The organism is Streptomyces sp. A0958, assembly GCF_004795035.1.
Taxonomy (GTDB): domain Bacteria; phylum Actinomycetota; class Actinomycetes; order Streptomycetales; family Streptomycetaceae; genus Streptomyces.
The window spans coordinates 1-19,493 of sequence record NZ_SSBK01000025.1 but is presented as its reverse complement, the minus strand read 5'-3'; the positions used below and the strand labels follow the sequence as shown (position 1 = coordinate 19,493).

20 protein-coding genes are annotated in these 19,493 nt (G+C 73.5%); 9 read left to right on the top strand and 11 right to left on the bottom strand.

What is annotated here, in order from left to right; translation table 11 throughout:
- The first annotated feature begins 25 nt into the window (after window positions 1-25).
- Window positions 26-520, top strand: coding sequence for an Lrp/AsnC family transcriptional regulator (locus tag E6P78_RS22800; RefSeq protein WP_136205501.1), 495 nt, complete (start codon window positions 26-28; stop codon window positions 518-520).
- A gap of 38 nt (window positions 521-558) precedes the next feature.
- On the top strand, window positions 559-2,244 hold the full coding sequence (locus E6P78_RS22795; RefSeq protein ID WP_136205500.1) for a DUF885 domain-containing protein: 1,686 nt from the start codon (window positions 559-561) through the stop codon (window positions 2,242-2,244).
- Window positions 2,245-2,289: 45 nt separating this feature from the next.
- Here the strand turns inward: E6P78_RS22795 and E6P78_RS22790 are convergent, their stop codons facing one another.
- Window positions 2,290-2,790, bottom strand: coding sequence for a rhodanese-like domain-containing protein (locus E6P78_RS22790; protein ID WP_136205499.1), 501 nt, complete (start codon window positions 2,788-2,790; stop codon window positions 2,290-2,292).
- 93 nt (window positions 2,791-2,883) lie between these two features.
- Between E6P78_RS22790 and E6P78_RS22785 the strand changes: the two genes are divergently transcribed.
- A complete protein-coding gene (locus tag E6P78_RS22785; RefSeq protein ID WP_136205498.1) occupies window positions 2,884-3,330 on the top strand; it encodes an Lrp/AsnC family transcriptional regulator in 447 nt (148 codons plus the stop codon).
- Here E6P78_RS22785 and E6P78_RS22780 read toward each other — a convergent pair.
- The 3 genes from E6P78_RS22780 to E6P78_RS22770 all read right to left on the bottom strand — a co-directional run bounded on the left by E6P78_RS22780 (window position 3,320) and on the right by E6P78_RS22770 (window position 8,258).
- Window positions 3,320-6,370, bottom strand: coding sequence for an SMC family ATPase (locus E6P78_RS22780; protein WP_136205497.1), 3,051 nt, complete (start codon window positions 6,368-6,370; stop codon window positions 3,320-3,322). The genes E6P78_RS22785 and E6P78_RS22780 overlap by 11 nt on opposite strands.
- The gene (locus E6P78_RS22775; protein WP_136205496.1) at window positions 6,367-7,533 is read right to left on the bottom strand and encodes an exonuclease SbcCD subunit D; all 1,167 of its coding nucleotides are present in this window, start codon (window positions 7,531-7,533) and stop codon (window positions 6,367-6,369) included. The genes E6P78_RS22780 and E6P78_RS22775 overlap by 4 nt, the downstream gene beginning before the upstream one ends.
- A 98-nt stretch (window positions 7,534-7,631) precedes the next feature.
- Window positions 7,632-8,258 carry a YigZ family protein gene (locus E6P78_RS22770; RefSeq protein ID WP_136205495.1) on the bottom strand — a complete coding sequence of 209 codons (627 nt, stop codon included), beginning with the start codon at window positions 8,256-8,258 and terminating at the stop codon, window positions 7,632-7,634.
- A 59-nt stretch (window positions 8,259-8,317) separates the two neighbouring features.
- Here E6P78_RS22770 and E6P78_RS22765 point away from each other — a divergent pair, with 59 nt between their 5' ends.
- On the top strand, window positions 8,318-8,728 hold the full coding sequence (locus E6P78_RS22765) for a CoA-binding protein (protein WP_136205494.1): 411 nt from the start codon (window positions 8,318-8,320) through the stop codon (window positions 8,726-8,728).
- Between the two features lie 6 nt (window positions 8,729-8,734).
- Here E6P78_RS22765 and E6P78_RS22760 read toward each other — a convergent pair whose 3' ends face one another.
- Window positions 8,735-9,295 carry a YbaK/EbsC family protein gene (locus tag E6P78_RS22760; RefSeq protein ID WP_136205493.1) on the bottom strand — a complete coding sequence of 187 codons (561 nt, stop codon included), beginning with the start codon at window positions 9,293-9,295 and terminating at the stop codon, window positions 8,735-8,737.
- 43 nt (window positions 9,296-9,338) lie between these two features.
- A complete protein-coding gene (locus E6P78_RS22755) occupies window positions 9,339-9,911 on the bottom strand; it encodes an XRE family transcriptional regulator (RefSeq protein ID WP_136205492.1) in 573 nt (190 codons plus the stop codon).
- Window positions 9,912-10,004: 93 nt separating this feature from the next.
- Here E6P78_RS22755 and E6P78_RS22750 point away from each other — a divergent pair, with 93 nt between their 5' ends.
- Window positions 10,005-10,868, top strand: coding sequence for a DMT family transporter (locus tag E6P78_RS22750; RefSeq protein ID WP_136205491.1), 864 nt, complete (start codon window positions 10,005-10,007; stop codon window positions 10,866-10,868).
- Window positions 10,869-10,883: 15 nt separating this feature from the next.
- Here the strand turns inward: E6P78_RS22750 and E6P78_RS22745 are convergent, their stop codons facing one another.
- Window positions 10,884-11,621, bottom strand: a complete 738-nt coding sequence (locus E6P78_RS22745) for an acyltransferase (RefSeq protein ID WP_136205490.1) — start codon at window positions 11,619-11,621, stop codon at window positions 10,884-10,886.
- Between the two features lie 167 nt (window positions 11,622-11,788).
- Here E6P78_RS22745 and E6P78_RS22740 point away from each other — a divergent pair, with 167 nt between their 5' ends.
- Window positions 11,789-12,328: a gamma carbonic anhydrase family protein gene (locus E6P78_RS22740; protein ID WP_136205489.1), complete on the top strand. Its 540-nt coding sequence runs from the start codon at window positions 11,789-11,791 to the stop codon at window positions 12,326-12,328.
- 15 nt (window positions 12,329-12,343) lie between these two features.
- Here the strand turns inward: E6P78_RS22740 and E6P78_RS22735 are convergent, their stop codons facing one another.
- Window positions 12,344-13,006, bottom strand: coding sequence for a DedA family protein (locus E6P78_RS22735; RefSeq protein WP_136205488.1), 663 nt, complete (start codon window positions 13,004-13,006; stop codon window positions 12,344-12,346).
- 150 nt (window positions 13,007-13,156) lie between these two features.
- Window positions 13,157-13,594, bottom strand: coding sequence for a DUF4442 domain-containing protein (locus E6P78_RS22730; protein WP_136205553.1), 438 nt, complete (start codon window positions 13,592-13,594; stop codon window positions 13,157-13,159).
- Window positions 13,595-13,750: 156 nt separating this feature from the next.
- Here E6P78_RS22730 and E6P78_RS22725 point away from each other — a divergent pair, with 156 nt between their 5' ends.
- Complete coding sequence (locus E6P78_RS22725) at window positions 13,751-14,824, top strand: hypothetical protein (protein ID WP_136205487.1); 1,074 nt, start codon at window positions 13,751-13,753, stop codon at window positions 14,822-14,824.
- Window positions 14,825-14,875: 51 nt separating this feature from the next.
- Window positions 14,876-16,189 carry an MFS transporter gene (locus E6P78_RS22720; RefSeq protein WP_136205486.1) on the top strand — a complete coding sequence of 438 codons (1,314 nt, stop codon included), beginning with the start codon at window positions 14,876-14,878 and terminating at the stop codon, window positions 16,187-16,189.
- Here the strand turns inward: E6P78_RS22720 and E6P78_RS22715 are convergent.
- Together E6P78_RS22715 and tuf are read right to left on the bottom strand one after the other, a co-directional pair.
- Window positions 16,151-16,996, bottom strand: coding sequence for a fused MFS/spermidine synthase (locus E6P78_RS22715; RefSeq protein WP_136205485.1), 846 nt, complete (start codon window positions 16,994-16,996; stop codon window positions 16,151-16,153). The two genes, E6P78_RS22720 and E6P78_RS22715, sit on opposite strands and share 39 nt — an antisense overlap.
- Window positions 16,997-17,092: 96 nt before the next feature.
- Window positions 17,093-18,274, bottom strand: a complete 1,182-nt coding sequence (gene tuf, locus E6P78_RS22710) for an elongation factor Tu (protein ID WP_136205484.1) — start codon at window positions 18,272-18,274, stop codon at window positions 17,093-17,095.
- 388 nt (window positions 18,275-18,662) lie between these two features.
- On the opposite strand from tuf, the gene E6P78_RS22705 reads away from it, so the two are divergent.
- Window positions 18,663-19,373, top strand: a complete 711-nt coding sequence (locus E6P78_RS22705) for a TVP38/TMEM64 family protein (RefSeq protein ID WP_136205483.1) — start codon at window positions 18,663-18,665, stop codon at window positions 19,371-19,373.
- Window positions 19,374-19,493 lie beyond the last annotated feature (120 nt).

Below are 19,493 nucleotides of genomic sequence, written 5' to 3'. Positions count from 1 at the left end.
ACAGGGGCCGTGCTACGTTCGGCGAATGACTGGATCGGTCGCTCTCGACACGGTGGATCTGCACATTCTGCGGCTGTTGCAGAACGACGCCCGGACCACGTACCGGGAGCTGGCGGCCGAGGTCGGCGTCGCCCCTTCGACCTGTCTGGACCGGGTGACCCGGCTGCGCCGCACGGGCGTGATCCTCGGGCACCAGCTGCGCCTGGACCCGGCCCGGCTCGGCCGGGGTCTCGAGGCGCTGCTCTCCGTACAGGTGCGTCCGCACCGCCGCGAACTCATCGGGCCGTTCGTCGAACGGATCAGATCGCTGCCCGAGTCCCGTGCCCTGTTCCATCTGACGGGCCCCGACGACTATCTGGTGCATGTGGCCGTGGCGGACACCGCGGATCTGCAACGGCTGGTGCTCGACGAGTTCACCTCGCGCCGCGAGGTCGCCCGGGTGGAGACGCGGCTGATCTTCCAGCAGTGGGAGTGCGGTCCGCTGCTGCCGCCGGCCGGTCAGGTCCGTCCTGTCGATTGATGGTGACGGGAGGCCCCCCGCCGTACGAGGATGTCCACATGTCAGACTCTTCCAGCAGCGCACTGCCGCGCCAGGTCGCCGACGCCTACGTCGACGCATTCATCGAACTCGACCCGATCTCCGGCACCTACCTCGGTGTCGCGGCAAGCTCGCGCCGCCTTCCCGACTTCTCGCCCGCCGGCCAGGAGCGACTGGCCGCGCTGGCCAGGGACACCCTCGCGCGGCTCGACCGCGCGGAGCGGCTGCCCGGTGCCGCGGACGATGCCGAGCGCCGCTGCGGCCGGCTGCTGCGCGAGCGTCTGACGGCCGAACTCGCCGTCCACGAGGCCGACGAGGCGCTGCGGGCCGTTTCCAATCTGCACTCCCCGGCCCACTCGCTCCGTGAGGTGTTCACGGTGACGCCGACGGAGACGGACGAGGACTGGGCGGCTGTCGTGGACCGCCTGCGGGCGGTTCCGGCCGCGCTGTCCGGTTATCAGGAGTCCCTGGCGCTCGGTCTGGAGCGCAAGCTGTACGGCGGTCCGCGCGCCACCGCCACCTTCATCGGCCAGCTCGACGAGTGGGTCGGGGACGGTGCGAAGGGCTTCTTCCAGGACTTCGCCGCCGCCGGCCCGGACGTCCTGCGCACCGAGCTGGACGAGGCCGCCGCCCAGGCGGCCGGGGCCTTGGACGAGCTGCGGCAGTGGATGCGCGACGTGTACGCCCCCGCGATCGAGGGCGAGCCGGACACCGTGGGCCGTGAGCGGTATGCCCGCTGGTCGCGCTACTTCAACGGCACCGACCTGGACCTGGACGAGGCGTACGCGTACGGCTGGTCCGAGTACCACCGGCTGCTCGCGGAGATGAGGACCGAGGCCGAGAAGGTGCTGCCCGGTGCCGGTCCGTGGGAGGCGCTGGCCCATCTCGATGTGCACGGCGAGCACATCGAGGGGGTGGACGAGGTCCAGGCGTGGCTGCAGGGGCTGATGGACGAGGCCATCGACGCCCTGGACGGCACGCACTTCGAGCTGGCCGAGCGGGTCCGCCGGGTGGAGTCCCGGATCGCCCCGCCCGGCGGCGCCGCCGCTCCGTACTACACGGGCCCCTCCGAGGACTTCTCCCGGCCGGGGCGCACCTGGCTGCCGACCATGGGCGAGACCCGGTTCCCGGTGTACGACCTGGTGTCCACCTGGTACCACGAGGGCGTGCCCGGTCATCACCTCCAGCTCGCCCAGTGGGCGCACGTGGCGGAGAGCCTTTCGCGCTACCAGGCGTCCATCGGCATCGTCAGCGCCAACGCCGAGGGCTGGGCGCTGTACGCGGAGCGGCTGATGGACGAGCTGGGCTTCCTGCCGGACGCGGAGCGCCGGCTCGGCTACCTGGACGCGCAGATGATGCGCGCCTGCCGGGTCATCGTGGACATCGGCATGCACCTGGGCCTGGAGATCCCGGCCGATTCGCCGTTCCACCCCGGTGAGCGGTGGACGCCGGAGCTGGCCCAGGAGTTCTTCGGCAACCACAGCGGCCGGCCCGCCGACTTCGTGGAGAGCGAGCTGACCCGCTACCTCTCGATGCCGGGCCAGGCGATCGGCTACAAGCTGGGCGAGCGCGCCTGGCTGCTGGGCCGGGAGAACGCCCGGGCGGCGCACGGCGACGCCTTCGACCTCAAAGCGTGGCACATGGCGGCCCTGTCGCAGGGCCCGCTGGGTCTGGACGACCTGGTGGACGAGCTGTCGAAGCTCTGATCCGCCGGCGGCCGGTTCCCGGGCGGTGTCCGGGGCCGGCCGTCGTCAGCAGCCGCAGGCGTCCGCGCCGGCCGGTGCGGTGAGCGGATCGGCCGCGCGCCGCTCGCCGCCCTGTCGGGTCTCGTACGCGAAGCCCTCGCGCGCCCAGTACTCGAAGCCGCCGAGCATCTCCTTGACCTGGTAGCCGAGCCCGGCCAGGGCGAGTGCGGCGCGGGCGGCGCCGTTGCAGCCGGGCCCCCAGCAGTAGGTGACCACCGGCACGGCCGGGTCGAGGAGCCGGGGCGCCCGTTCGGCGACGAGCGCCGTCGGCAGGTGCACCGCTCCGGGGATGTGCCCCTGCTCCCAGGACTCGGTGGAGCGGGAGTCCAGCAGGACGAAGCCGGGGTCCGTGCCGGCGTCGAGGGCCGCCGCGATGTCCGAGACGTCGGTGTGGAAGGCGAGCGAGGCCCCGAAATGGGCGACGGCCTCGGCGGGGGCCGCGGGCGGTACGCGCAGGACGGGGTGGGTGGCGGTGGCGCCGGGGAGGGCGCCGGGCTGGTGGGTCATGCCCGGAAATCTACGGTCGGCCGACCCGGCCGGGAAGGCGCGATCCCCGGCATCCGCCTTGATCTGCCGGGGTTTCCACGGTTCTCTGTCCGCATGAGCGACTATTCCCCGGACGCCACCGACTGGCGCATCCTCGATGTGCTCCAGCGCGAGGGCCGGGCCTCGTTCGCGGAGCTGGCACGGGCGGTGGCCATGTCGTCGAGCGCCGTGACGGAGCGGGTCCGCCGGCTGGAAGAGGCCGGGGTCATCAGCGGATACGCGGCCGTGGTCGACCCGGAGCGGCTCGGGCTGCCGATCCTCGCCTTCGTACGGCTGCGGTATCCGAACGGCAACTACAAGCCGTTCCACGACCTCCTGGAGGCCACGCCGGAGATCGTGGAGGCCCACCACGTCACCGGCGACGACTGCTTCGTACTCAAGGTGACGGCCCGCTCCATGCGGCATCTGGAGGCCGTGTCCGGGAAGATCGGCGCGCTCGGCTCCGTCACCACCAGCGTCGTCTACTCCTCGCCCCTGCCCGGGCGCCCGATCAGTCGCTGAGCCCGTCCGCGGCCCGGAGCCGCACGGCCGATCCGTGCCGTTCCTTCACCACTTCGAGCTGGGCGGGGATGCGGCGGCGCAGGTCCGCGACATGGCTGACGATGCCGACGCTGCGGTCCCGTTCGCGCAGCGAGTCGAGCACGTCGAGCACTTCGTCGAGGGTCTGGTCGTCGAGGCTGCCGAACCCCTCGTCGATGAAGAGGGTGTCCAGCCGTACGCCGCCCGCCTCGTCGGTGACCACGTCGGCGAGGCCCAGTGCCAGGGCCAGCGAGGCGAAGAAGGTCTCGCCGCCCGAGAGGGTGGCCGTGTCGCGCTCGCGGCCGGTCCAGGCGTCGATGACGTGCAGCCCGAGCCCCGCCCTGCGGCCTCCGGTACGGGCGTCGGAGTGGACCAGCTGGTAGCGGCCGGAGGACATGCGCTGCAACCGGGCGGTGGCCGCCGCCGCGACCTGCTCCAGCCGGGCCGCCAGCACGTACGACTCCAGGCGCATCTTGCGCGCGTTGTCCGCCGACGTGCCCGCCGTGAGACCGGCGAGCCGGGCGACCCGCTCGTACTCCTCGCGTACGGGCCCCAGCGCGCGCACCTCCTGCGCCGCGCGGCGCGAGAGCCTGTCGAGTTCGGCGCAGCGTTCCCGGGCCGCGTCGAGGCCGGCCGCGGCCTCCCTCAGTGCGCGCTCGGCCCGGTCGCAGACCTCCTGGGCCGCGTGCGGAGCGGCCGGCGGCCGGTCGGCGGCGGCGCGGGCACCGGTCTCGGCGAGCCGGTCGGCGACCGCGGCCGACTCGGCCTGCCAGGCGTCGATCCGGTGCTGGAGCGTGCGCTGCGCGGCGTCGTCCAGGAGGGTCTGGGCGGCGGCCCGGGGGGTGTCGAAACCGGCCCGGAACGCGGCGTCCGCGAGCCGGTCGTCGGCCTCCTTGAGCCGCGCCGCCGCGGTCTCCTCCTCGCGCACCGTGCCGGCCGCGTCCACGAGGAGGGCGACCCGTTCCTGGAGGACCGCGGCGTGCTCTCCGACGCTCGCGTACCCGGCGCGGGCCCGGTCGATGACCTCGTTCAGGGCGGCCTGTTCGCGGTCCAGCCCCTCGCGCCGGGAGGTACGGGCGGCGGCGCGGCGCTCGGCCTGCTGCCGGTCGTCGGCGCGCCGGCGCTGCTCCCGGTCGGCCGCCGTCAGGGCCTCGCGCGCGGCGTGCGTCCCGGCGGCGGTTCGGTACGCCTCGGCGTGCTCGCCGGTCAGTGTGTCCACGAGGGAGGCGAGCGCGGCGACCGTTGGTCCGGTGGCGCCCGCGTCCGTCGCGGTCTCGGCGCCGGCCGTCTCGGCGGCCTCGGCGCGGGCCGCCTCGTGCCGCTCCCGGACGACCGCGAGTGCCTGCTCCGCGTCGGCCCTGGCCCGCTCGGCGCTGCGGTGCGCGGTCTCGGCCGCCTCCTCCGCCGCCTGGTCGACGTGTCCGGCGCCGGTGCGGGCCGGAGCGGGGTGGTCCGCCGAACCGCAGACCGCGCAGGGTTCGCCCGCGACCAGTTGCCCGGCGAGTTCGGCGGCGATGCCGCGCAGCCGGCGTTCGCGCAGGTCGAGCCAGTGCTCGCGGGTGCCGAGCGCGCATTCGCGTGCCTCGGCGAGCCGCCTCTGCGCGACGGTCAGCTGCGCCGCGAGGGCATCGCGGCGGCGGGCCGCGTCCAGGCGGCGGCGGGCCGGATCGAGCCGGCGGGCCAGCAGTTCGGTACGGGTCGCGGCCTCCAGTGCCGCGTCGATGCGGGCCTGGAGGTCCTGCCGGGTGGTCTCCCAGCCGGCGAGCCAGTTCTCGGTGTCGCGGATCAGTTCGTCGTCGGCCGCGGCCTGCCGCTCCAGGGCGGCGCGTTCGCGGTCGATCTCGGCGCTGCGGTGTTCGGCGCGACGCGCGGATTCCAGGCCGCCCAGCTCCTCGCGGAGCCTGCGTTCAAGGGCCGCCAGCTGTTCGGCGCCCGCGTCGGCCAGGGTGCCGGGCAGCCGCCCCCGGGAGCGGTCCCGGGCCTCGTTCGCCCGCCGGTACGCGCGCTCCGCCTCCTCGCGCAGCTCCAGCGCGGGTGCCACGAGGTCCGCCTTGCGGGCGCGCCCCAGCCGTTCCCGCGCCTCCTCGTGCGCGGCGCGGCCGGCCTCCACCGCGGCGGCGCGGCGGCGGGTCTCGGCGTACCGCTCCTGGAGCGCGGCCAGTTCCCGTTCGGCGTCCAGGGCGTGGCGGGCCGCGGCGTGCCTGCTCTCCGCGGTGGCCAGCACCGATGCGGCGATGTCGAGGCGTTCGCGGGCGCTGCTGCGGGCGGTCGCGGCCCAGCCGAGGACCGCGTCCGCGAGACCGGGCTCGCCCGGCTGGGCGTCGGGCGGTGGGCACTCGCGCGCGGCGGGCCCGGCCGCCTGGGCGATGCGCTGGGCGAGGGCGAGGATCTGGTCGTCACCGGCCCTGACCTGTGCCTCGGCCGCCCGGCGCAGCTCGGCCAGGCGTTCCTCGACGGCCGCGAAGCGCCGGGTGTCGAAGAGCCTGCCGAGGAGCCGGCCGCGGGCCTCGGCGTCGGCGCGCAGGAAGCGGGCGAAGTCGCCCTGGGGCAGGAGCACCACCTGGCAGAACTGCTCGCGGCTCATGCCGATGAGCTGGGTGATCTCCTCCCCGATCTCCTGGTGCGAGCGGCTGAGCGCCTGCCACCCGTCCTCGGGGTCGTACGCGCGCAGCCAGCTCTGCGCCTTCTCCGTGGTGTGGCCGCCGCCGCGCTTCTTGGGGCGGGGCTGGGCGGGGCGCCGGGTGATCTCCAGGCGCCGGCCGCCGACGGTGAGTTCGAGCCGGACCTCGGTCGGCAGGTCCGCCGGGGCGTGGTCGCTGCGCAGCGAGGTGCCGGGGCTCTGCCGGGCGCCGGGGACCGCGCCGTACAGGGCGTAGCAGACGGCGTCCAGGACGGAGGTCTTCCCGGCGCCGGTCGGTCCGTGCAGCAGGAAGAGGCCGGCGGCCGAGAGCGCGTCGAAGTCGATCTCCTGGGTCGCGCCGAAGGGGCCGAACGCGGTGATGTGGAGGGTGTGGAGTCTCACCGGTTCACCTCGCGGACGCCGTCCTCGACCCGTACGTGGTCGAAGGCGCCGCGCAGCACCGCCCGCTCCCGTTCGTCGGTGCCGTACCCGCCGCGGACGTGGGCCACGAAGTCCTCCGCGATGCTCTGGTCGTCGCGTCCGCGCAGGCGCCCGGCGTACGAGGTGTCCGGGTCGTCGGGTGCCCGTTCCGGTTCGAAGACGAGGCTGAGGGTGTGGGGGAAGCGCTCGGTGAGCCGGGCCATCGGGTCGGCCGGGCGGACGGAGTCGGTGAGCGTCGCCTCCACCCACGCGTCCTCGTGCCGGTCCAGCGCCGGGTCGTCCAGGAGGTCGTCGAGCCGGCCGCGGAGCCGGGCGAGGGAGCGGGGCACCGGGCAGTCGATCCGTTCGCCGGTGACCGCGCCCTCGGCGTCCAGGTCGATGAGCCACATGGTCTTGCGGTGGTTGGCCTCGGAGAAGGAGTACGCGAGGGGGGACCCGGAGTACCGGACCCGGTCCGTGACGGCCTGGCAGCCGTGCAGATGGCCGAGCGCGGCGTAGTCCACCCCGTCGAAGACTCCGGCGGGGACCGCGGCGACCCCGCCGACGGTGATGTCGCGTTCGCTGTCGCTGGGCTCGCCGCCGGCGACGAAGGCGTGGGCGAGGACCACGGACCGGGTGGAGTCCGGGCGCTCGGCGAGGTCGGCGCGTACCCGGTCCATGGCGGCGCTCAGCACGGCCTCGTGCCCGGCGCGCTCCGCCTTGAACACGTCCTTGACCAGGGCGGGTTCCAGGTACGGGAGCCCGTAGAACGCCACGTCGCCGTGCGCGTCGGGGAGCAGGACGGGGGTGGCGCAGTGCGCGGGGTCGGTCCGCAGGTGGATGCCGGCCCGGCCGATGAGCCCGGCCCCGACGCCGAGCCGGCGGGCCGAGTCGTGGTTGCCGGAGATCATCACCGTCGGCACTCCGGCGGCGGCGAGCCGGTGCAGGGCGTCGTCGAAGAGCCGGACGGCGCTCAGCGGGGGCACCGCCCTGTCGTACACGTCACCCGCGACGAGCACGGCGTCGACCTCGTGCTCGTGCACGGTGGCCACGAGGTGGTCGAGGTAGGCGGCCTGCGCGTCGAGCAGGGGAACCCGGTGGAACGACCGGCCCAGGTGCCAGTCCGATGTGTGCAAAATCCTCAAGACCCGGCTCCGACCCGCATGGTTCGCTTCCTCCGCCCCTGTGCCCTCACGCCCCACAGTCTCCCATCACCCGGGAGGCGGCCGGGCGGGCAGCCGCGTCAGGCGTCGCCGTACGCCTCGCCGCCCAGTTCCACGTGCGCCTCGCCCGCCGTCGCGTCGGCCAGCCAGCGGCGGAAGTCCTCGACCTCGGCGTCGGGCAGCCCGATGTCGATGGCCACGTCGGCCCCGTAGCGGACCTCGCGCACGGTCCTTCCGGTGGCCCGCAGTTCGTTCTCCAGCCGGCCGGCCCGCTGGTGGCCGACCGTGACGGTGGCGAGGCGGTAGCGCCTGCGGGTACGGGTGCCGAGCGCGTCGAGCGCTTCGCCGACCACTCCCCCGTAGGCCCGGATCAGCCCGCCGGCGCCCAGCTTGACCCCGCCGTAGTAGCGGGTGACGACGGCGACGGCGTAGCAGACCTCGCGGCGCGTCAGCATCTGGAGCATGGGGACGCCGGCGGTGCCTCCGGGCTCGCCGTCGTCGCCGGCCTTCTGCACCGAGGCGTCGGCGCCGATCACGTACGCGTAGCAGTTGTGCGTGGCGGTCGGGTGCTCCCGGCGGACGTGGGCGACGAACTCCTGCGCCTCCTCCTCGGTGGCCGCGGGAGCGAGCGCGCAGATGAAGCGCGAGCGGTTGATCTCGCTCTCGTGCACGCCCGCGCGGGCGACGGTCCGATACTGCTCCTGCATCCCGCCACCCTATGCGTACCTGCGGGAATGCCCCGGACGGGCTGCCGGTTGTCCGGGGCATGTACGCAGACACGGAGACGATCCGCAGGATTCTGGAAGACACCGGCGACACCTGGGCGGTGGTGGGGCTGTCCGACAACCGTTCGCGCGCCGCCTACGGGGTGGCCGAGGTCCTTCAGCGCTTCGGCAAGCGGGTGGTGCCGGTGCACCCCAAGGCGGAGCGGGTGCACGGCGAGGAGGGGTACGCCTCGTTGGCGGACATTCCGTTCCCGGTGGATGTGGTGGACGTCTTCGTCAACAGCGACCTGGCCGGTGCGGTGGCGGACGAGGCGGTCGCCGCCGGTGCCCGGGCCGTCTGGTTCCAGCTGGGTGTGATCGACGAGGATGCCTTGGCCCGTACCCGGGCGGCCGGGCTCGACATGGTCATGGACCGCTGCCCGGCCATCGAGATCCCGAAGCTGAAGGGGTAGGACCGCTCAGACGCGGACGCCGAGCCCTTCGACCACCACCGCGCCCGGCAGCGCGGCCAGTGCCTTGCCCGGCACGATGAGCTTGCCCCGGCGGGAGCCGCTGCCGATCAGGACCCACTCCTCGTCCACGACCGCGGGGTCGATGAGCAGGGGCCAGGCGGCCGGGAGCCCGATGGGGGTGATGCCGCCGTACTCCATGCCGGTCTCGCCGACCGCCGTGTCCATCGAGGCGAACCGCGCCTTGCGCAGGCCGAGGTGCTTGCGCGCGACGCCGTTCACATCGACGCGGGAGTGCGACAGGACGAGGCAGGCGGCGAGCGTGACCTCGCTGCCGCGCTTGCCCGAGAGGACGACGCAGTTCGCCGAGTGGTTCAGCAGGTCGGCGCCGTGGTGTGCGACGAAGACCGCGGTGTCGGCGATCTCGGGGTCGGTGTCCACGTGGATGATCTGCTCGGCGGGGATGCCTCCCCAGCCCGTGCTCACCGCCCCGGCCACCGGGGCGGTGAGCAGGTCCTGACGGTCGACGGCGGGGCAGGCGTTCTCGAAGGAACCGATGGGTGCGCGCATGCGCGTCACGCTAACAGCGCCGCCCGCAGGGTTGGACCGCGTCTCATCTGACGGGCGGAATGCTGACGGCCATGGTGAGTTCGACCGGTTCGGTGCCCTCGTTGCGGTACGCGTGCGCGTGGTGGGCCTCGAAGGTGGCGGAGGTGCCGGCGGACACGGTGTACGGGGTGTCGGCGACGACGAGGGTCAGGGTGCCCGTGGTGACGTGGAGCAGTTCGACCGTGCCTTCGGGGTGCGGGTCGGAGCGGCTGCCGTCGCCGGGCATCAGCCGCCAGGACCAGAGTTCGAGAGGGCCCCGGGCCTCCGTGCCGACCAGCAGGGTGGTGGCGCTGCCCGCCTCGGTGGACCACATGCGTACGGCCTGGTCGGCGGGGACCAGGCGGACCGGTGAGTCCTGGTCGTAGTCGAGCAGTGTGGTGATGCTGACGCCCAGCGCGTCGGCGAGCTTGACGGTGGTGCCGACGCTCGGGTTGGTGCGGGCCTGCTCGATCTGGATGATCATGCCGCGGCTGACTCCCGCGCGGGCGGCCAGCGTGTCCAGGGTGAAGCCGCGCTCACCGCGCCAGCGCTTGAGGTTGCGCGCGAGGGACTGGGTCAGCTGATCGAGGTCAGTCACATTCCGTCCAATATTTTGTATGACGTAGTCGAGCTTCCTGCACTACGGTGTGGTGTACCCAACCGTTCGCCGCACTGTACTGCGAGGTCCGCGATGACAGCGTTGTTCGCCCTGGCCACCAGCCTCCTGTGGGGACTGGCCGACTTCGGGGGCGGCCTGCTGACCCGGCGCACCCCCGCGCTCACCGTGGTCGTCGTCTCGCAGATCATGGCGGCGGCGGTGCTGGGCGTGATCGTGATCGCCACGGGCGGCTGGAGCGAGGCGGGTGCGCAGCTCTGGTACGCGGTCGCGGCGGGCGTCGTGGGGCCGGTGGCGATGCTCTGCTTCTACAAGGCGCTCGCTCTCGGTCCGATGGGGGTGGTCTCCCCGCTCGGTTCGCTCGGCGTCGCCGTCCCGGTGAGCGTGGGGCTGATCGCCGGGGAGCGCCCGGGGCTCCTCCAGTTCGCCGGGGTCGCGGTCGCCGTCGCGGGCATCGTGATGGCGGGCGGTCCCCAGTTGCGCGGGGCGCCGGTGCAGCGGCGCGCGATCCTGCTGACGCTGGTGGCGGCGTTCGGTTTCGGGGCCGTGATGTCGTTGATCGCCGAGGCGTCGACCACGGTGACCGGGCTGTTCCTGGCGCTGTTCGTGCAGCGGGTCACCAACACCGTGGTGGGCGGCGGGGCGCTGTACGTCTCGGTGCGGCGCGGAGGCCGCGCGCTGCCCGAGGAAGGCGCGTCGGCGGTCCGGGCGGCGCTGCCCGCGCTGGCGTTCGTGGGCCTCGCGGACGTCGCGGCCAACGGCACCTACTCGATGGCCGCCCACCACGGCCCGGTCACCGTGGCCGCCGTACTGGCCTCGCTCTACCCGGTGGTCACGGCCCTGGCCGCGCGCGGCTTCCTCGGGGAACGGCTGCGCGGGGTGCAGGCGGCGGGCGCCGGCCTCGCACTGGTGGGTACGGTGCTGCTCGCGACCGGGTGAGCGCGGGGCGGGCGGTCAGCCCTCTTCGAGCTCCGCGACGGCCAGCAGCTGTTCCGGGGTGACGCCCGCGGGGATCGGCACCGGGGCCGGTGTCCGCAGGGGCGGCTGCCAGCCCTCCTCCGGATGCCAGCTCCGTACGACCCGGGCGGGGGCCCCGGCCACCACCGCACGGTCGGGCACCTCGCCGCGGACCACCGCGCCGGCCGCCACCACCACGTTGCGCCCGAGCCGCGCCCCCGGCAGGATCACCGCCCCGGTCCCGATCCAGCACCCCGGCCCGATGGACACCGGCTCCATCCGGGGCCACTGCTTGCCGACCGGCTCGTGCGGGTCGTCGTAGCTGTGGTTGGTCGAGGTGATGTAGACGTACGGCCCGCAGTACGTGTCCGAGCCGATGGTCACCGTCGTGTCGGCGACGATGTGGCTGCCGCGCCCCAGCACCACCCCGTCGCCCAGGGTCAGGATCGGCTCGGGGCCAAGGTCCAGGTCGGGCATGAGCCCGGCGGTCAGCGTGACCTGTTCGCCGATGACGCAGTGGTCGCCCAGCTCGATCCACGGCTCCCCGAAGACCGTGCCCTGCGGGAAGGCCAGCCGGGTGCCCTCGCCGATCCGGGCGAACCGCAGTCCGCCGGGGTGCTCGGCGGTGACCGCGCCCGCCTCCCGCGCCCAGCGCCAGCAGCGGTGGACGGCCCCGGACAGGGCGCGCCGCCGCCAGGCGGTCAGGGAGGAGAACGCGTTTCTGTTCTTGGGCACGCGCACACGGTAGTCCGCACCCCCCGGGCCGTCGGCTCCACCGGCCTGTGATCTTCACCCCAACAGGCCGGTGGCGCGCCCGTACGTCGCATACCGTTTCCCCGGCGGACGGCCGGTTCCCACCGGATCACCGCGACCCACGGCACCGGAGCACGGAGGAACGCGCGATGGCGGAACAGGCGTTGATCATGGCCATGGGCGGCAAGGAGCCGTCCATCGACCCGGACGCGTTCACCGCGCCGACCTCGGTCGCGATCGGTGACATCACCATGGCGGCGGGCTCCAGCCTCTGGTACCAGGCGGTGCTGCGCGCGGACTGCGGCCCCATCGTCATCGGCGCGGACTCCAACATCCAGGACAACTGCAGCGTCCACGTCGACCCCGGCTTCACCGTGACGGTCGGCGAGCGGGTCTCGGTCGGGCACAACGCCGTCCTGCACGGCTGCACCATCGAGGACGACGTCCTGGTCGGCATGGGGGCCACCGTCCTCAACGGCGCCCATATCGGCGCGGGCTCGCTGGTCGCGGCGCAGGCCCTCGTCCCGCAGGGGATGCGCGTCCCGCCGGGGTCGCTGGTGGCGGGCGTACCGGCGAAGGTCAAGCGGCAGCTGACCGAGGAGGAGCTGGAGGGCGTCCGCTTCAACGCGGTCGGTTACGTGGAGCTGGCCAAGGCCCACCGCGAAGCCTGCGAAGGCCGCGAGGGCTGAGGACCGTCTGCCGGGTCAGTCGGCGACCGGCACCGTTCCCGCTTCCGGCTCGGCGGCGGACGAGGAGTGCGCGGCGGCGGCCTTCTTGGCGCGGTTCTTGAGGACCAGCATCGAGGCGAGCCCGATCAGGACCGCGATGGCCAGGCCCAGGTAGGAGAACCGCTTGAGCCAGGCCTCGGCGACGACGCCCACGGAGTAGATGACGGCCGTGGTGCCGCCCGCCCAGGCGATCCCGCCCAGCACGTTGGCGATCAGGAACTTCCAGTACGGCATGTGCAGCACACCGGCCAGCGGACCGGCGAAGATGCGCAGCAGTGCGACGAAGCGGCCGAAGAAGACGGCCCACATGCCCCACTTCTGGAACGAGCGCTCCGCCAGGGCGATCTGGCTCTCGCCGAAGTGCCGGGGGAACTTCCCGCCGAGCCAGGCCAGCAGCGGCCGTCCGCCCTTGCGGCCGATGGCGTAGCCGATGGAGTCGCCGACCACGGCCCCCGCCGTGGCGCAGGCACCCAGAATCCAGGGGTTGATGCCGTCGTGGCTGGCGGCCAGCAGCGCCGCGCTGATCAGGACGATCTCGCCGGGCAGCGGGATGCCCAGACTCTCCACTCCGATGACGACGCCCACCAGGACGTACACGCTGATCGCGGGAACGGTCTCCAGCCACTCCTGGATGTGCAACGCCGGTTCCTCCGTAGTGATGTCGTCTCGCCCGCCGGACAGCTCATCGGCGCACCGGGAAGCCTACCCGGCGCGTCGCCGGGCCGGACAGCGCCAAGGGCCGCCCCGCCCCTTCCGGGTGCACGACGGCCCTTCGGTCCCTACCCGAGGTCAGGAGTTCGGGCGCAGCGTCCAGACGACGGTCATCTCGCCGGTCACGGCACCGTCCGCGCGCTGGATCTGCACGGCCACCGGGAACTCGGGGCGCTCGCCGGCGTCGAGTTCGGCGACGACCTCGGCTGCGGGGCGGCCGAGGGTGGCGGTGGCGGTGACCTCGCCCATGGCCAGCTTCTTGTAGCCGATCTCGGCGCTCACCGCGAGCGGTACGGCCCGGGTCAGCTGGTCTCCGAAGGCGGCGATGACGATGGCGCCGCTCGCCGACTCCGCCAGCGTGAACATGGCTCCGGCGTGCGGCCCGCCGACGTGGTTGTGGTAGTCGGCCTGGTCCGGCATGCGGACCACCGCGCGGTCCGCGGTGGTCTCCAGGAATTCGAGGTCGAGGGTCCGGACCATGGGGACCGTGGCGGCGAGCATCTCGCCCGCGGTCATCTGTTCAGCGCTCATGCGCGAGATGTTACTCATGAGTAGAACACTTTGGCCATGCCTCGTCGGCCGACGCCCCGCCCCGCCCGCCCCTCACCTTCACCGTTCGCACACGGGGGCGGGCGTAGCACGCCTGGCGGGGCACCTCTATCGTTACTCGCCATGTGGCCAGGACAGCAGCCGCCCGGGGGCGAGCAGAACCCGCAGGACCAGAACCAGAACCCGTACCAGCAGCCGGGTTACCAGCAGCCGAATCCCTATCAGCAGCCTGGGTACCAGCAGACGGGCCCGCAGCAGCAGCCCGGTTACGGCTACCCGCAGCAGGGCGGACCGGGGGACTACGGCCAGCCCAATCCGTACCAGCAGCCGACCGTTTCGCAGTACGCGGCACCCGGTCCCGGCGGACCGCAGCCCGGCAACGACAAGAAGAAGACGACCGTCGTGGCCATCGTCGCGGCGACCGCGGTCGTGGTGGCCGCCGCGGTCACCGGTGTCGTCGTACTGAACAAGGACGGGGACGACAAGGACGGCAAGAACGTCGCCGACGACACGAAGTCGTCCGCGCCCGCGAAGCCGTCCGCCTCCGCCTCCTCGCCCGTGGCGAACCCGCGCGGCGACGAGGACGCCAAGCCGCTCATCGCGGGCTGGAAGGTCGTGACGAACCCCAAGTGGGGCACCCAGTTCGACGTGCCCGGTGACTGGGAGGTCCTGTCCCCGACCACGTTCTCCTACTTCGAGGACGAATCGAAGGAGGACAAGCCGCCGCTCATCGGGTTCACCGCGCCGGCGGACCTGAAGAGCAAGTGGTGCGTCGACGACTCCGACAAGGACGGCACCGACGAGACCTACAGCCTGGCCGGCACCGGCACGCGCGGCGCCCAGGGCGCCAAGGACGCCGATGTGAACGCCCGGAACGAGGCGGGCACCTGGGCGTGGGCCGCGTACGCGCAGCACATGCCGAAGAAGACCATCAAGATCAGCAAGGCCAAGCAGTACACCACCAAGTCGGGGCTGACGGGGAGCCTGGTCACCGCCACCGCGCCCAACGTCACCAAGAAGAAGAAGTGCGACAGCGACGGCAAGTCGTACGCCTTCACCTTCAAGAACAGCTCCGGCGCGTTCTCCTCCTGGGTGCTGTACGCCGCCGCCGGGGTCAAGGACGAGCTGCCGGACGCGACGATCCAGAAGATCCTCAGCACGGTGCGCCTGGTGGAGATCACCGACACCGATTCCTGACCCCGCGGGAACCCATTTGCACAACCGGGCCGCGGCCGCGATAGTCCCTGAGTGACCGACGCAGCCGCCCCCGTACCCCGCTCCGCCCGCCCCGCCCCGGCGGGCCGCAACTACCGGCTGCTGACCGCCGCCTCGATCATCACGGCCCTGGGTACCCACGGCGCGCTGATCGCGGCGGCGTTCGCGGTTCTCCAGGCGGGCGGCGACGGCGGCGACGTCGGTCTCGTGGCGGCGGCCAGGACGGTGCCGCTGGTGCTATTCCTGCTGATCGGCGGGGCGATCGCGGACCGGCTTCCGCGCCACCGGGTGATGGTCGCGGCCAACGCCCTCAACTGTGTCTCGCAGGGCCTCTTCGCCCTGCTGGTCCTGGCCGGCGACCCGCGACTGTGGCAGATGATGCTGCTCACCGCGCTGTGCGGCACCGGGCAGGCCTTCTTCAGCCCGGCGGCCGAGGGCATGCTGATGTCGAGCGTCAGCGGCGAGCAGGCGAGCCGCGCCTTCGCGCTGTTCCGGATGTCCACCCAGGGCGCCGCCATCGGCGGTGCGGCGCTCGGCGGCGCCATGATCGCGGCGATGGACCCGGGCTGGGTGCTCGCCGTGGACGCCGCCGCCTTCGCGGTGGCCGGCGCGCTGCGCGCCTTCCTCGACGTCAGCCACATCCCGTCCCGGGAGCCCGGGGGCGGGCTGCTCGCGGACCTGCGGGACGGCTGGCAGGAGTTCACCGGCCGCCCGTGGCTCTGGGCCATCGTGGCCCAGTTCTCCGTGGTGGTCGCCGCCGTCGGGGCCGCCGAGGCGGTCTACGGGCCGCTGGTCGCCCGCGACGAACTGGGCGGCGCCCGGCCCTGGGGCTTCGCGCTCGCCGCGTTCGGCGTCGGCAACCTGGCCGGGGCGCTGCTGATGACGCGGTGGAAGCCACGCCGGCTGCTGCTGGCCGGAACCCTCTGCGTCTTCCCGCTCGCCCTGCCGTCCGCCGGGCTCGCCGTGCCGCTGTCCGCCGCCGGGCTGTGCGCGGTGATGTTCGTCAGCGGCACGGCCATCGAGGTGTTCGGCGTCTCCTGGATGACGGCCATGCACCAGGAGATCCCGGAGGAGAAGCTCTCCCGCGTCTCCGCCTACGACTGGTTCGGCTCGGTGGCCATGGTGCCGGTCGCCACCGCGCTCGCCGGACCCGTCGAGTCGATGGTCGGGCGCGGCCAGGCGCTGTGGGGGTGCGCGGGGCTGGTCGTGCTGGTCACGGGAGCGGTGCTGTTCGTGCCCGACGTACGGAACCTGACCCGGCGGACCGCGTCCGTCGAGGTGGCCGCCCAGACGGTGGCGCCGCCCACGTCAGCCGATGCGGAAGGCGCCGTCGGGCGGCTCGGGTGAGGCGACCGCGTCCTCGTCACCGACCGGCCGGGCGCCCTTGACGAACGCGGCCAGCGCGTCGCCGTACTCCACCCGCGCCGCGAACGCGTCGGCCGCGCAGCGGCGGGTGAGGGCCGCCGTGTCGAACGGGGAGCGGGAGGCGACGAGCACCACGTTGCCGAAGCGCCGGCCGCGCAGCACGCCCGGCTCCGCGATCAGCGCCAGCTCGTCGAAGACGGTCGCGAAGGTGGCCAGCTGCGAGCGCAGGAAGCCGAACGGCGGCCCGTCGGCGAGGTTGGCGGCGTAGATCCCGTCCGGGCGCAGCGCCCGCGCCGCCGCCCTCGCGTACGGGACGGAGGTGAGGTGGGCGGGCACCCGGGAGCCGCCGAAGACGTCCGCGACCAGGAGGTCCACCGAGCCGGGGGCGGTTTCCTCCAGCTGGGCGCGGGCGTCCGCCGCGTGCACGGTGATGCCGCTGCGGTCCGGCAGCGGCAGGTGCTCGGCGACCAGGGCGAGCAGCCCGCGGTCCGCGTCCGCGACCTCCTGCCGGGAGCCGGGCCTGGTGGCCGCGACATAGCGGGGCAGCGTGAGGCCGCCGCCGCCCAGGTGCAGGACGTCCAGCGGCTCGCCCGGCTCCGCCGCGCAGTCCACGACGTGGCCGAGGCGCCGCGCGTACTCGAATTCCAGGTGCTCGGGCGCGTCGAGGTCGACGTACGACTGCGGCGCGCCGTCGACCGTCAGCAGCCAGGCCCGCTCCCGGTCCACGTCCGGGAGCAGACGGGCGGTGCCGTGGTCCACGTCGCGGATGACGGGTATCGACTCGTTCACTCCCCCATTGTGCGGGGTGCGGTCAGCCGGTCCGTACGGCGGCGGGCCCGCCTCCCCCGGGTTCGGTGGGAGGCGGGCCCGCAAGGCCCGCACGGCTCAGAGCAGCTCCGTGACGGTGCCCGCGCCGACCGTGCGGCCGCCCTCGCGGATCGCGAAGCCGAGGCCCGGCTCCAGCGGGACGTCCCGGCCCAGCTCGACGGTCATGGTGACCGTCTCACCGGGCAGCGCGACCGCCGCCTCGCCGAGGTCCACGTCGCCGACCACGTCGGCCGTGCGGATGTGGAACTGCGGGCGGTACCCGGTGGCGACCGGGGTGGTACGGCCGCCCTCGTGCCCCGACAGGACGTACACCTGCGCGGTGAAGCGCCGGCTCGGTGTGACGCTGCCCGGCGCCGCGACGACGTGCCCGCGGCGCACCCGGTCGCGCTCGACGCCGCGCAGGAGCAGCGCGACGTTGTCGCCGGCCTCGGCGGACTCCATCGGCTTGCCGAAGGTCTCCAGGCCGGTGACGACCGTCTCGGTGTCCGCGCCGAGCACCGACACCCGGTCACCGACGCGGACCCTGCCGCGCTCCACGGCACCGGTGACGACCGTGCCCCGGCCGGTGATGGTCAGAACGTTCTCCACCGACAGCAGGAACGGCGCGTCGGTGTAGCGCACCGGCATCGGTACGTACGTGTCGACGGCGTCGAGCAGCGCCTCGACCGCCCCGGTCCAGCGCGGGTCGCCCTCCAGCGCCCGCAGGCCCGACACCCGCACGACGGGCGCGGTGTCGCCGCCGTAGCCGTGCGCGGACAGCAGCTCGCGCACCTCCAGCTCGACCAGGTCGGTCAGCACCGCGTCCTCGCCGTCGGCGACGGCGTCCGCCTTGTTCAGGGCGACGACGATGTGGTCGACGCCCACCTGGCGGGCGAGCAGCACGTGCTCGGCGGTCTGCGGCATGATCCCGTCGAGCGCGGAGACGACGAGGATCGCCCCGTCGAGCTGGGCGGCGCCCGTGACCATGTTCTTGATGTAGTCGGCGTGTCCCGGCATGTCGACGTGGGCGTAGTGCCGGGTGCCGGTCTCGTACTCGACGTGCGCGATGTTGATGGTGATGCCGCGCTGCGCCTCCTCCGGCGCCCGGTCGATGCGGTCGAAGGGGACGAAGGTGCCGGTGCCCCGGTCGCTGAGGACCTTGGTGATGGCGGCGGTCAGGGTCGTCTTGCCGTGGTCGACGTGACCCATGGTGCCGATGTTGAGGTGCGGCTTGGTGCGCACGTAGGCCGTCTTGGGCATGGTTGATTCCTTGGGATGCGAAGCGTGACGTGAGGACCCCGGGGCCCGGCCGACCCTCCCCTCGCGGGGTCCGCCGGACAGTCGGGGGAGGGTCAGCTTCGGGCGCCGCCGAGGGGCGCCGCGGCAGCGGTGCACGCTGCGGCGACTGCTGCTGCCACGGTGTTCACGGCAGCCTTCGGCGTGTCCGCGACTGCGGACTGCGCTGCGAGGAAGGCGTACCGGAACATGGCCCGATCATCTCCGACGGTCCCTCGGCCCGTCGAGCGAATTACGGCGGGGGCCAGGGGCATTGGGCGCGGGGTTCGGGCGCGGGGCCACTCAGCGGGCCACCGCGGTGTCCGGTGGAGCATTACGGCGATCACATGCCCGTGTCGGTTACTCTCCCCGAATGCTCGACCCCGTCACCGTCACCCGCCCCGCCCCCGGTCTCGCCGTGCGCTGCACGCGGGTGCTGCTCTCGCCGTGGTCCCGGCTCTCGCTGCTCGTCGCGGTGCTGCTGGGCGCCGCGACGACGATGCTGCTCCTGGAGCCGCAACGGCTGCTGTCGTCCGGCTGGCCCGCGCAGCTGAACGGCGGCACCGCGGCGGTCGTGCTCTTCGGACTCGCGTACGGCGTCTGCACGGTGGCCTTCGTGCCGCGGCCGCTGCTCAACCTCGCGGCGGGCGCGCTGTTCGGCTCGCAGGCGGGTCTCGCGGCCGCGCTGGCGGGCACGGTTCTGGGCGCGGGGGTCTCCTTCATGCTGGGCCGGGTGCTGGGCCAGGAAGCGCTGCGCACCCTGGTGCGCGGGCGCTGGCTGCGGGCGGCGGACGGGCAGCTGAGCCGGCACGGCTTCCGCTCGATGCTGGCGCTGCGCCTCTTCCCCGGGGTGCCGTTCGCCGCCGCCAACTACTGTGCCGCCGTCTCCCGCATGGGCTATCCGCCGTTCCTGGTGGCCACCGGCCTGGGATCGATCCCGAACACGGCCGCGTACGTCGTGGCGGGCAGCGAGGCATCCTCGCCCACCTCGCCCGCGTTCCTCGTGGCGATGGGCTTCATCGTGGTGACGGGGGCCGGTGCGGCGGTGGTCGCGTGGCGCCGCCGCCACCGCCTGGGCGTCTAGAAGGCCGCTGAAAATCTTGTTGGGGGGCTGTCCGGCCGCAGGCCGGACGGCCCCTTTTCGCTATGCGGTGGCGGGGATGAGGTGCCAGGTGTTGTCGGTTCGGGTGAGGCCGAGGTGGAT